At 62.2% G+C, this 12,700-nt stretch carries 11 protein-coding genes; 8 read left to right on the forward strand and 3 right to left on the reverse strand.

Annotated features, from left to right (window positions below):
• Positions 1 to 12: 12 nt before the first annotated feature.
• Positions 13 to 1,632, reverse strand: a complete 1,620-nt coding sequence (locus tag ACK3CV_RS21885) for an ABC-F family ATP-binding cassette domain-containing protein (RefSeq protein ID WP_164141345.1) — start codon at positions 1,630 to 1,632, stop codon at positions 13 to 15.
• A gap of 307 nt (positions 1,633 to 1,939) precedes the next feature.
• On the opposite strand from ACK3CV_RS21885, the gene ACK3CV_RS21890 reads away from it, so the two are divergent.
• On the forward strand, positions 1,940 to 3,961 hold the full coding sequence (locus ACK3CV_RS21890; protein ID WP_164141343.1) for an oxidoreductase: 2,022 nt from the start codon (positions 1,940 to 1,942) through the stop codon (positions 3,959 to 3,961).
• Positions 3,962 to 4,155: 194 nt separating this feature from the next.
• Here ACK3CV_RS21890 and rlmG read toward each other — a convergent pair whose 3' ends face one another.
• On the reverse strand, positions 4,156 to 5,295 hold the full coding sequence (gene rlmG / locus ACK3CV_RS21895) for a 23S rRNA (guanine(1835)-N(2))-methyltransferase RlmG (protein ID WP_033636091.1): 1,140 nt from the start codon (positions 5,293 to 5,295) through the stop codon (positions 4,156 to 4,158).
• A gap of 230 nt (positions 5,296 to 5,525) precedes the next feature.
• Between rlmG and ACK3CV_RS21900 the strand changes: the two genes are divergently transcribed.
• From ACK3CV_RS21900 to sstT, 7 genes are all read left to right on the forward strand, one after another.
• Positions 5,526 to 5,816, forward strand: a complete 291-nt coding sequence (locus ACK3CV_RS21900) for a type II toxin-antitoxin system RelE/ParE family toxin (protein ID WP_033636092.1) — start codon at positions 5,526 to 5,528, stop codon at positions 5,814 to 5,816.
• A gap of 14 nt (positions 5,817 to 5,830) precedes the next feature.
• A complete protein-coding gene (locus ACK3CV_RS21905) occupies positions 5,831 to 6,154 on the forward strand; it encodes a HigA family addiction module antitoxin (RefSeq protein ID WP_033636093.1) in 324 nt (107 codons plus the stop codon).
• Positions 6,147 to 6,659, forward strand: coding sequence for a M48 metallopeptidase family protein (locus ACK3CV_RS21910; RefSeq protein ID WP_033636094.1), 513 nt, complete (start codon positions 6,147 to 6,149; stop codon positions 6,657 to 6,659). The genes ACK3CV_RS21905 and ACK3CV_RS21910 overlap by 8 nt, the downstream gene beginning before the upstream one ends.
• A 50-nt stretch (positions 6,660 to 6,709) precedes the next feature.
• Positions 6,710 to 7,690: a Gfo/Idh/MocA family protein gene (locus tag ACK3CV_RS21915; RefSeq protein ID WP_033636095.1), complete on the forward strand. Its 981-nt coding sequence runs from the start codon at positions 6,710 to 6,712 to the stop codon at positions 7,688 to 7,690.
• Between the two features lies 1 nt (position 7,691).
• Positions 7,692 to 8,423, forward strand: coding sequence for a glutamine amidotransferase (locus tag ACK3CV_RS21920; protein WP_033654793.1), 732 nt, complete (start codon positions 7,692 to 7,694; stop codon positions 8,421 to 8,423).
• 252 nt (positions 8,424 to 8,675) lie between these two features.
• The gene (locus tag ACK3CV_RS21925; protein WP_033636097.1) at positions 8,676 to 9,644 is read left to right on the forward strand and encodes a TerC family protein; all 969 of its coding nucleotides are present in this window, start codon (positions 8,676 to 8,678) and stop codon (positions 9,642 to 9,644) included.
• A gap of 262 nt (positions 9,645 to 9,906) precedes the next feature.
• Positions 9,907 to 11,142: a serine/threonine transporter SstT gene (gene sstT, locus ACK3CV_RS21930; RefSeq protein WP_164141341.1), complete on the forward strand. Its 1,236-nt coding sequence runs from the start codon at positions 9,907 to 9,909 to the stop codon at positions 11,140 to 11,142.
• 53 nt (positions 11,143 to 11,195) lie between these two features.
• On the opposite strand, the gene ACK3CV_RS21935 is transcribed toward sstT, so the two are convergent.
• Positions 11,196 to 12,683: a UxaA family hydrolase gene (locus ACK3CV_RS21935; RefSeq protein WP_164141339.1), complete on the reverse strand. Its 1,488-nt coding sequence runs from the start codon at positions 12,681 to 12,683 to the stop codon at positions 11,196 to 11,198.
• Positions 12,684 to 12,700 lie beyond the last annotated feature (17 nt).

The raw sequence follows: 12,700 nt of genomic DNA on the forward strand, positions 1-12,700 counted from the left end.
CGCCTTCGCGCGTTACCAGGCCTGAAGCCGCCAACCGTCCGCCTGCCGGTGCAGACGGTGCATCGGCCGCAGCGCCTGCAGGAAGTCTTCGTCGTGCGACACCACCAGCATCGCGCCGGGGAAATCCGCCAGGGCGGTTTCGATCGCCAGCGACGACGCCAGATCCAGGTGGTTGGTCGGTTCGTCCAGCAACAGCAGCTGCGCCGGTTGCCGCCGCCACAGCGCGCAGGCCAGCGCCGCCTTCAGCCGTTCGCCACCGCTCAGCGCGCCCAGCGGCAGCGCGATGCGATCGGCGCCAAGCTGCAACTGCGCCAGCCGGGTGCGCAACGCGCCTTCCACCAGCGGCGAATCCTGCAGCCCGAGATGCTCCATCACCGACAGGCTCGGGTCGAGCTGCGACAGGGTTTGATCGAGATAGGCCGTCGACAGCGGGCAATGACAATGGCCGGCAAGCGGCGCCAGCTGGCCGAGAACGGTCTTCAGCAAGGTGGACTTGCCGCAGCCGTTAGGGCCGGTCAACGCCACGCGCATCGGGCCGTCGATCCGCAGATCCAGCGGCGGCGCGCTGACGAACGGCAGTTGCAGCTGTTCGAGCACCAGCACCTGCTTGTTCGCGCTCACATCACTGCCCGGCAGCGCCAGCAACACCGGCTGTTCCTCTTCCACCCGCTGATAAGCCTCGCGCACCGCCGCATCGAGGCTGTCGCGCTGGTCCTGATGCTGTTTGCGCAGCGTGCCGAGGCTCTCCTTCGCCGCCGATTTGTAGGCTACCCGTTCGAAAGAGGCGATATTCAGCGTATCGACGACGCGCAGCGTTTGCGCCGAGCGCCGCTGGCTCATGTCGTGCTCTTTCTGTTGCCGGGCGCGGGTACGGCGGCGTTCCTCGCGCGCATGTTCCAAATCGGCGCGCGCCGCCTGCTGCTCCATGTCGCGCTGGCGGCGGTAGTCGTCGTAGTTGCCGCCGTAGCTGCGCAGCGCGCCGGGCGTCAGTTCGACGATGCGCTCCATACGCCCCAGCAATTGCCGGTCATGGCTGGCGATCAGCAGCCCGCCTTGCCACCGCTCCAGCTGCTGATACAGCCAGGCGCGCCCGGCGCTGTCGAGGTGGTTGGTCGGTTCGTCCAGCAGCAGATAATCCGCCTCCCCCAGAAAAGCGCCGCACAGCGCCGCGCGCATCCGTTCGCCGCCGCTCAGTGAGCTTGCGGCTCGCAGCGGCTCGAAGGCCGGCAACCCGGCGGCGGCAAAGGCGCTTTGCAGGCGATCGTTGAGATCCCAGCGCCCTTCCAGACGATCGATGTCGTCCGCCAACGGCCGCCCCTGCTCGATGCGCGCCAGCGCGGCGAAGACCTCGCCGTAGCCCAGCAGCTGCGCCAGCGTGGTGTTCGCCGCGATCTCCGGCTGCTGCGCAACGTAAGCCAATGCGGCATGGGATTCGACGTGCCCGTTGCCCGGCCGATCCCGCCCAGCGATCAGGCGCAGCAGCTGGGTTTTGCCGACGCCGTTGCGCCCCACTAGGCCGCAGCGCTGCCGATCGAAAGCGAGATCCAGCGGGCCGAACAGCGTTTCGCCGTCAGCAAATTGGCAGGTCAGTTGATGTAAAACGAAATAAGGGGACTGCGCAAAATGAGCCATAAGCACTCCTGAATGAGATCAAAACATTCCCACAGGACGCGAGAGCGCACGGCGTGGGACCAGATATCAACAGGTGTGGTTGTTCATTTTCGGTTATGGCTCCGCAGAGAGAAGGTATTTGCAACGCGCAAAGGTTAACCGATCTTTTGTTCGTTATGCAAACAGTGTCTGAGATTCATGACGTCTATCACATTCGGCGCAACGCAGATTCCCAAGCGGCGCGACAACGGCTAGATTTATCTCATCCGACCACTTGTGTTCACATAATTATAACAACGGGCCCCGATTTCACCCGATGGAGAGTGCAATGAGCAATTACCCTCACCTGCTGGCGCCGCTGGATCTCGGCTTCACTACCCTGAAAAACCGGGTGCTGATGGGATCGATGCATACCGGCCTGGAAGAGCTGCCCGACGGCCCGCAGCGCCTGGCCGCGTTCTATGCCGAGCGCGCCGCCGCCGGCGTGGCGCTGATCGTCACCGGCGGCATCGCCCCGAACGAACAGGGCGTGGTTTTTCGCGGCGGTTCGATCCTCAACAGCGAGGAGCAATTGCCTCACCACCGCCCGGTGACCGAAGCCGTCCACCGGGCGGGCGGCAAAATTGCGCTGCAGATCCTGCACACCGGCCGCTACAGCTATCAACCCAAGCTGGTCGCCCCTTCCGCCCTGCAGGCGCCGATCAACCCGTTTACGCCGAGCGCGCTCAGCGAAGCGGAGATCGAGCAGACCATCGCCGACTTCGCCCGCTGCGCGGCGCTGGCGCAGCAGGCCGGCTACGACGGCGTGGAAGTGATGGGATCCGAAGGCTATCTGATCAACCAATTCTTGACGACGCGCACCAATCAGCGCGACGACCAATGGGGCGGCAGCTTCACCAACCGCATGCGCTTCGCCGTCGAGACCGTCAGGGCGGTGCGCCAGGCGGTGGGCGCGGAGTTCATTCTGATCTACCGGCTGTCGATGCTCGATCTGGTGGAAGACGGCTCCAGTTGGCAGGAGATCGAACAGCTGGCGCTGGCGGTTGAACAGGCGGGCGCCACGATCATCAATACCGGCATCGGCTGGCACGAAGCGCGTATTCCGACTATCGCCACCATGGTGCCGCGGGCCGGGTTCAGTTGGGTGACCCGCAAGCTGATGGGCAAGGTCGGCATCCCGCTGATCACCACCAACCGCATCAACGATCCGGCGGTGGCCGAGCAGGTGCTGGCGGAAGGCTGCGCCGACATGGTGTCGATGGCGCGTCCGTTCCTCGCCGACGCCGCCTTTGTGCAGAAAGCCGCCGAGGGGCGCGCCGACGAGATCAATACCTGCATCGGCTGCAACCAGGCCTGTCTCGACCAGATTTTTGAAGGCAAGCTGACTTCCTGCCTGGTAAACCCGCGCGCCTGCCGCGAAACCGAAATGCCGCTGACGATGGCGGAGAAACCGAAAAAACTGGCGGTGATCGGCGCCGGCCCCGCCGGGCTGGCCTTTGCCACCACCGCCGCCAGCCGCGGCCATCAGGTGACGCTGTTCGACGCCGCCGAGCAGATCGGCGGCCAGTTCAACATCGCCAAGCAGATCCCCGGCAAGGAAGAATTCCATGAAACCCTGCGTTACTTCCGTCGCCAGCTGGCGCTGCGCGAAGTGACGGTCAGGCTGGGCGTCAAGGTCGAGGCGGCGGATTTAAGCGAATTCGACGAAGTGATCCTCGCCTGCGGCATCGTGCCGCGCACCCCGGACATCCCCGGCATCGGCCACGCCAAGGTGCTGAGCTATCTGGACGTGCTGCGCGATAAAAAACCGGTCGGCCAGCGGGTGGCGATCGTCGGCGCCGGTGGCATCGGTTTCGACACCGCCGAGTACCTCAGCCAGCACGGCGTGTCCAGCAGCCTGGATCAGGCGGAATTCAACCGCGAATGGGGCATCGACGGCCGCCTTGAGCAGCGCGGTGGGCTGGCGGTGCAAGGGCCGCAGGCGCCACAGGCCGCGCGGCAAATCTACCTGTTACAGCGCAAAACCAGCAAGGTGGGCGAAGGCCTGGGGAAAACCACCGGTTGGATCCACCGCGCCAGCCTAGCAATGCGCGGCGTGAAGATGCTCAATAGCGTCAGCTATCGACTGATCGACGACGAAGGGCTGCACATCACCCGCGCCGAGCAGGACAGCTGCCTGCCGGTGGACACGGTGGTCATCTGCGCCGGGCAGGAACCGCGCCGCGAACTGCAGCAGCCGCTGCTGGCGATGGGGAAAACCGTGCATCTGATCGGCGGCGCCGACGTGGCCGCCGAGCTGGACGCCCGCCGCGCGATCGATCAGGGGACGCGGCTGGCGATGGCGCTGTAAAAAAGGGGCGCACAGCGCCCCTGACATTGATGACAAACCTCATCCCCATGCCGGGTGGCAGAGAGCAGCGAATAGAAAACAAGGAAAATCAATTTATTGATTTTCGGCTGATAACCACAAAGGGGGGAAAACCACGCTTTTTCCCCCCTTTGTCAACAGCATGAGGGGCGCACAGCGCCCCTTGGTCATCACGCTCAGCGACGCGCGCCGGATTTCACCGCTCTCAAGATCACGAACTTCTTATTCGAGGCCACCAGCGTGCAGTTGCCGAACAGACGCTTGAGCTTCTGGTGATAGTCGAGGTGGCGGTTGCCGACGATGCGCAATTCGCCGCCCACCTGCAGACAGCGCTTGGCGTCGCAGAACATCTGCCAGGCGGTGTGATCGGTAATGGCGTGCTGCTGGTGGAACGGCGGGTTACACAGCACCGCCTGCACGCTTTCGCGCTCGATGCCCGCCAGCGCGTTGTTCACCTCAAACTGGCAGCGATCCAGCTCTTGCGGCAGGTTGTGCTCCACGTTCAGTTCGCTGGAGGCCACCGCCATGTAAGATTCATCGACGAAGGTCACCTGCGCTTCCGGGTTTTGCGCCAGCGCCGTCAGGCCAATCACGCCGTTGCCGCAGCCCAGATCGACGATATGGCCGTTCAGGCCGCGCGGCAGATGCTCCATAAACAGGCGCGCGCCGATATCCAGGCTGCCGCGCGAGAAGACGTTAGCGTGGTTATGGATAAGCCAATCGGTGCCGTCCAGCGGCCAGTCGGTGGTTTCCGCCGCCGCCGGCGGGACGATGTCCGCCGCCTGGCAGAAGATCAGGCGCGCTTTCTTCCACGCCAGGCTGGTGCGCGTCGGGCCCAGCACCTTTTCAAACAGCTGCATCGTCGAGGTGTGCACGTCGCGCGCCTTGGCGCCGGCGACGATCAGCGTGTCTTCGGTCACGACGTGGCGCAGCGCGCGCAGCTGCTGCTCCAGCAGCGCCAGCGCCTTCGGCACGCGAATCAACACCACCGCCGGCGCCGCCGGCAGCTCGGCCAGGCTGTCCAGCAGCGTAACCTGCTCGGGATCCAGCCCGTTGAGCTTGAGGTTGTGGCGCGTCGCCAGTTGGCTCATGTAGGAGTCGCTGACGCTGTAAGGGCGATGCGCGTGCAGCGCACAGGCCAGGGTGCCGAAGTTATCGTTGAAAATCAGCACCGGACGGCCGCCGATATCTACGTTTTCAAGCTGTTGCAGCAGATATTCGTCCGCCGCTTCCCACGCCTGCAGTTGGGTGGATTCTTCCTGTTGGGGATAACGCTCCAGCTCAAGTTGCTGTGTTCCCAGATCGAGTTGGCTCATTGCCCCTCCTGACTGATAAAATTTGGGCTGTTTATCCCCTAAAAACGCCCGTCAGTAAAATGTTTTTTCGGATAAATTGCGTATTGCGCCGCGTATCTGAAAACCCGCGCCCCTTTTCTCCTTGAACAACATTAACCTTTCCCTCCCGAGCACCCATGTCGACGTTTTTTTAACCTGACGGGGTGTAACTTTAAATGTTACACTGCCAGTCCCTATGGAAGGGGGAAAGCATGATTAAATCTTTCCGCGATCGCTACCTGGAGCAGTTCTATCTGGGAGGCAGACGCAGCCGTCTGATCCCCGGTGCGCTCGAGCGGCAGTTGGCCAGAAAACTCGATATGTTGGCCGCCGCGCAGCAAGAGCGTGATTTGCATCACCCCACGGGTAACTATTACAAACGGCTATCCGGGCCATTTCAGGGATGGTCAAGCCTGCGCGTCAATATGCACTGGCGGCTGATGTTCCAGTGGCGGCATGATGCCGCTGAAAAAATTTACCTCGATCCTCACCAAGATACCTGAACGAGGGGGAACCAATGTTGGAAACCACGACTCGCGAACCCACCACGGTGGGAGAAGTGCTGCAGGAAGAATATTTAACGCCGCTAGGCATCGGCCAGGAGGAACTGGCAAAGGTCTTGGGCGTCACCCGCGCCACCGTCAATCGCCTGTGCAACGGGCATCGACGCATGAGCGTTGCCGAGGCCAATCTGTTTGCCGATCTGTTCGAAACGACCGCTGACTTTTGGCTAAACCTGCAGGCGGCACACGATCGCTGGGAAGCCAGACAGTCCGATGCGCAGCGTGTGCGGCTGCGGCCAATCAAAGAAATACTGGGGCGCAATATCACTCATGCATGACACCGAACTCGCCTACCTGCAAGGCTACCCAACGCATCTGCAAAGCCAGGTGCAGCAACTGATCCATCAGAATCGGCTGGGAGACGTGCTGCTGCAGCGCTACCCGCAGGTGCACGGCTGCACCACCGACAAGTCGCTGTATCAGTTTACCGTCGATCTGAAAAATCAGTATCTGCGCAACGCCCAGCCGCTGAGCAAGGTGGCCTACGACAGCAAGATCCACGTCATGAAGCACGCGCTTGGCCTGCACACCGCCATCTCGCGCGTGCAGGGCGGCAAGCTGAAGGCCAAGGCGGAAATCCGCGTGGCGACGGTGTTCAAGGTCGCGCCCGAACCCTTTTTGCGCATGATCGTGGTGCATGAGCTGGCGCACCTGAAAGAGAAAGATCACAACAAGGCGTTCTACAGCCTGTGCTGCCATATGGAGCCGGATTACCATCAGCTGGAGTTCGATACCCGGCTGTATCTGACGCACCTTTCGCTGTTCGGCGAGCTGTATGCATAGCGAGTGAGGGCGTGATAATCTGCGGTTTTAGGCCTGGACCGGAGCTCGCCATGATTCGCTTTGCCGTCGTCGGCACCAACTGGATTACGGAACGTTTTATCGATGCCGCCCATGAAAGCGGCAAACTCAAGCTGAGCGCCGTGTATTCACGCTCGCTGGAACAGGCGCAGGCGTTTGGCGCCAACTATCAGGTCACGCAGTTTTTCGACTCGCTCGAGGCGATGGCGCAGTCTGACGCCATAGACGCGGTGTATATCGCCAGCCCCAATTCCCTACACTGCCCACAATCGCTGCTGTTTCTGCGCCATAAAAAGCACGTGATCTGCGAAAAACCGCTGGCCTCCAACCAGCGCGAAGCGGAACAGCTGGTCGCCTGCGCGCGGGAAAACCAGGTGGTGCTGTTCGAGGCGTTCAAAAGCGCCTATCTACCGAATTTCCTGGCTCTGCAACAGGCATTGCCGAAGGTCGGCCGGCTGCGCAAAGCCTTTATCAACTATTGCCAATACTCTTCGCGCTACCCGCGCTACCTGGCCGGCGAGAATCCCAACACCTTTAACCCGCAGTTTTCCAACGGCTCGATCATGGACATCGGCTACTACTGCCTGGCCAGCGCGGTAGCGCTGTTCGGCGCGCCGCAGTCGGTGCTGGCCAGCGCCACGCTGCTCGATACCGGCGTGGACGCCCACGGCACCGTCTGCCTGAACTACGGCGATTTCGACGTCACGCTTTCCCATTCCAAGGTCAGCGACTCGGCACTCCCCAGCGAGATCCAGGGGGAAGAAGGCACGCTGATTATCGACAAGATTTCCGAGTGCCAGGGCGTGGCGCTGACGCCGCGCGGCGGCAACCGGCAGGACCTGAGCCAGACTCAGCACATCAACACCATGCTGTATGAAGCGCTGGCCTTCGCCGAGCTGGTTGAGCAGCGTCAGGTGGAACATCCGGGGCTGGAGAATTCGCTGATCGTCGCCCGCCTGCTGACCGACATCCGCCGCCAGACCGGCGTCGTCTTCCCCGCCGACGGAGAATGAGATGAAACCGCTGCTCGTGATGCAAACCGGCGACGCGCCGCAGGCCATTCGTCAGGAACTGGCCAACTTTGAAGGCATGTTCCTGCAACAGGGCAACATCGACGCCGAACGCGCGCACATCGTTCATCTGCCCGCCGGCGACCGGCCGTTGCCGCCGGCCGCCTATTGCGGCGTGGTCATCACCGGCTCGCCGGCGATGGTGACCGAACGGCTGCCGTGGAGCGAGGCGGCCGCCGAATGGCTGCGTCAGGCGATGGCGATCAAACTGCCGCTGTTCGGCGTCTGCTACGGCCACCAACTGTTGGCCTACGCGCTCGGCGGCGAAGTGGGCTATCACCCGCAGGGCATGGAGGTCGGCACGCTGGAGATCGAACTGCTGCCCGCCGCGGCCGACGATCGGCGGCTCACCCTGCTGCCGCCGCGATTCAAGGCCAATCTTATCCACTCGCAGAGCGTGCTGACGCCGCCCGCCGGCGCGCAGACGCTGGCGCGTTCGCAGCAGGACGCGCACCAGATCCTGCGCTATGGCGATCACGCTCTGACCACCCAGTTCCACCCGGAATTCAACGGCGCGGTGATGAGCCAGTATCTGCAGTGGCTCGGCGAACTGCATCCTGAGCAGCAAGCCCGCTATCAACAGCAACAACAACAGGTTAGCGACACGCCGTTCAGCCGCCTGCTGCTGCAGGGATTCGTCGTCAGCCTCGGCGCGCAAAAAGCGATGGCCGGCTAACGCGATTCACGTTGACCGCCGACACATTTTGCATTACTTTCTGCTCTGCAAAGGGGAGTAACTTCATTGCCGGTCAATCGTCATTACGATGCGCAAGCATCCGGTTACCGGGCAACCTGATGTCAAAGGTGTAACCACCTTCATCAACGTTGTAAGTGAGACCTTGCCGGAAGGCGAGGTTTGCTTGCAGCGTTCACAGAGCGGCTGGCGTCTTCCGACGTTGGCCGTTTTTGTTTTTGAAGGATACCTCTGATGATGAATTCCGTTGGCACACCGTGGTTATGGGGCAGCTTCGCCGCCGTCATAGTCGTGATGCTCGCAATCGATCTCCTGTTGCAGGGCCGTAAAGGCGCGCACACCATGTCTATGAAGCAGGCCGCCAGCTGGTCGCTGGTGTGGGTCAGCCTCTCCCTGCTGTTCAATTTCGGTTTCTGGTACTACCTGAATGAAACCGCCGGGCGCGCCGTCGCCGATACCCAGGCGCTGGCCTTCCTCACCGGCTACCTGATCGAAAAAGCGCTGGCGGTGGATAACGTGTTCGTCTGGCTGATGCTGTTCAGCTACTTCGCCGTGCCGGCCAACCTGCAGCGGCGAGTGCTGATCTACGGCGTGCTGGGGGCGATCGTGCTGCGTACCATCATGATCTTCGCCGGTAGCTGGCTGGTCAGCCAGTTCCAGTGGCTGCTGTATCTGTTCGGCGCCTTCCTGCTGTTCACCGGTATCAAAATGGCGCTGGCGAAGGAAGATGACTCGGCGATCGGCGACAAGCCGCTAGTGAAATGGCTGCGCAGCCACTTGCGCATGACCGACAACCTGGAAGGCGAGCGCTTTTTCGTGCGCCGCAACGGCATCCTGTTCGCCACCCCGCTGGTGCTGGTGCTGATCCTGGTCGAACTGAGCGACGTGATCTTCGCGGTGGACAGCATCCCGGCGATCTTCGCCGTGACCACCGATCCGTTCATCGTCCTGACCTCCAACCTGTTCGCCATCATGGGCCTGCGCGCCATGTACTTCCTGCTGGCCAACGTAGCGGAACGTTTCTCGATGCTGAAATACGGTCTGTCGGTGATCCTGGTGTTTATCGGCATCAAGATGCTGATTATCGACTTCTTCCACATCCCGATCGGCGTGTCGCTCGGCGTGGTGGCAGGCATCCTGACGCTTACCTTGCTGATCAACGCCTGGGTCAATCGCCGCAACGATCGCCTGGCGAAGAAATAACCACAATCTGTTATCCGGGGCGCTAGTCGCCCCGCGATTGTTTGGCAATTCCCCCAAAACGCCAAACGTTATTGCGATCACACAAATGTAACCAGTATGTTATCAAGTGTTGATCCGCGCTCAGAATTTCATCCCCGCCTCTTTCCAACATCATTCGATTGCTGAATACTGATTCGGCAAACACACTTAGTTACAGAATCATATAAAGCTACCCGGCGTCGTTCCCGCCGTGGCGGCCAGATAACATCAGGAAGAAAGCACTATGCAAAAACTATTACAAAGGATCATGCAGGGTAGCCTGGTCAAACAAATCATGGTCGGCCTGGTGGCCGGCATTCTGGTGGCGCTGGTTTCGCCGGCAGCCGCGGCGGCCGTCGGCCTGCTCGGCACCCTGTTCGTCGGCGCGCTGAAAGCGGTAGCGCCACTGCTGGTGCTGATACTGGTGATGGCCTCGATCGCCAACCATAAACAGGGGCAGAAAACCAACATTCGCCCCATCCTGTTCCTCTATCTGCTGGGCACCTTCGCTGCGGCGCTGGTGGCGGTCGTCGTCAGCTTTATCTTCCCTTCCACGCTGGCGCTGACCACCGGCGCAACCGACATCACCCCGCCAGGCGGCATCGTGGAGGTGATGAAGGGCCTGTTGATGAGCGTGGTGGCCAACCCGTTCCATGCGCTGATTAACGCCAACTACATCGGCATTCTGGCGTGGGCCGTCGGGCTGGGGCTGGCGCTGCGCCACGCTTCCGAAACCACCAAGGGGCTGATCAACGACATGTCCCATGCGGTCACGCTGGTGGTGCGCGCGGTGATCCGCTGTGCGCCGCTCGGCATCTTCGGCCTGGTGGCCTCCACGCTGGCGGAAACCGGTTTCGGCGCGCTGTGGGGCTACGCCCAATTGCTGATGGTGTTAATCGGCTGCATGCTGCTGGTGGCGCTGGTGCTCAACCCGCTGATCGTTTACTGGAAGATCCGCCGCAATCCGTATCCGCTGGTGTTCGCCTGCCTGCGCGAGAGCGGCGTGACCGCCTTCTTCACCCGCAGCTCCGCCGCCAACATCCCGGTGAACATGGAGCTGTGCAAGAAGCTGAACCTGAATGAGGACACCTACTCGGTTTCCATCCCGCTGGGCGCCACCATCAACATGGCCGGCGCGGCGATCACCATCACCGTACTGACGCTGGCGGCGGTAAACACGCTGGGCATCGCGGTGGACGTTCCGACCGCTCTGCTGCTGAGCGTGGTGGCCGCCCTCTGCGCCTGCGGCGCCTCCGGCGTGGCCGGCGGCTCGCTGCTGCTGATCCCGCTGGCTTGCAACATGTTCGGCATTCCGAACGACGTGGCGATGCAGGTGGTAGCGGTCGGCTTTATCATCGGCGTACTGCAGGATTCGGCGGAAACCGCCCTCAACTCCTCCACCGACGTGCTGTTCACCGCCGCGGCCTGCCAGGCGGAAGATCAACGGCTGGCGAACGAAGACCCGCTGAAGGTGCGTTAATCCCACCTGTCGGCATCGAAAAGGCGCTCTTTCGAGCGCCTTTTTTGTCAGCCTTACAGCGTCACCCCGCTTTTAAAGATCGCCAGCTCACGGAAATCGTTGGCTTCATTACGCGCCGGGCGGCCGTTGGCGATCTCGACGATCAGATCGACGAAGCGGCCGAGCAAAGTCTCCATCGCCACGCCGTGGATCAGGCCGCCGGCGTCGAAATCGATCCAGTGCGGTTTCTTCGCCGCCAGCTCGCTGTTGGTCGCCAGCTTCACTGTCGGCACAAAGCCACCGTACGGCGTGCCGCGCCCGGTGCTGAACAGCACCATATGGCAGCCGGCGCCGGCCAGCGCGCTGGTCGCCACCGCATCGTTGCCCGGCGCGCTGAGCAGATTCAACCCCGGCACGCGCAGCCGCTCACCGTACTTCAGCACGTCCACCACCTGGCTAAGGCCCGCTTTTTGGGTGCAGCCGAGCGATTTCTCCTCCAGCGTGGTAATGCCGCCGGCCTTGTTGCCCGGCGACGGGTTCTCATAAATCGGCTGTTGATGGGCGATGAAATAGCGTTTGAAATCGTTGATCATGTCGACGGTTTTGTCGAAAGTCTCCCCATCGCGGCAGCGGCTCATCAGGATGCGCTCGGCGCCGAACATCTCCGGCACTTCGGTCAGCACCGTGGTGCCGCCATTGGCGATCACATAGTCGGAAAAACGCCCCAGCAGCGGGTTGGCGGTGATGCCCGACAATCCGTCCGAACCGCCGCACTCCAGGCCGAACTTCAGCTCGCTCAGGCGGCCCGGCTCACGGCGATCGTGGCGCATCTCCCGGTACAGCTCGTGCAGCAGCGCCAGCCCGGCCTCCACCTCGTCGTCCTGCTGTTGGCACACCATAAAGCGCAGCCGCCGCTCGTCCGCCATCCCCAGCGTGGCGCGAAAGGCCTCCACCTGATTGTTCTCGCACCCTAGCCCGATCACCAGCACCGCGCCGGCGTTGGGATGGCGCGCCATGTTTTGCAGCATGATGCGGGTGTTGGCATGATCCTGTCCCAGCTGCGAGCAACCGAACGGATGGCTGAACAGATGCACGCCGTCGATCCCCTCCGCCTGCGTTTGCTGCAAAAAACGCTGCTGGATCTGGCGGGCGATGCCGTTGACGCAGCCGACGGTCGGCACGATCCACAGTTCGTTGCGGATCCCCACGTCGCCGCCGGCCCGGCGGTACAGCTGCACCTCGCGATCCGCCGCCTGCGGCGGCAACGTAGGGAACTGCGGCTGGTAACGGTAGCTGTCCAGATCGCTCAGGTTGGTTTTGGCGTTTTGCGAATGGATATGTTCCCCAGGCCCGATGGCCGCGAGCGCTTGGCCGATCGGCTGGCCATATTTGATGATGTCCTCGCCCTTTGCGATCGGGCCGAGCGCAAACTTGTGCCCGCGCGCCACCGGCTGTACCAGCGGAACGGCTACGCCTGCCAGCTCAACCGTTTCTCCGGCGGCCAGGTCGCGCAGCGCCACCGCCACGTTATCCTGCTCGTGAATCTTTATCGTACTTTGCATAAACCGGTCCCGGATAA

The sequence above is a fragment of the Serratia sp. TSO36 genome, assembly GCF_057808395.1.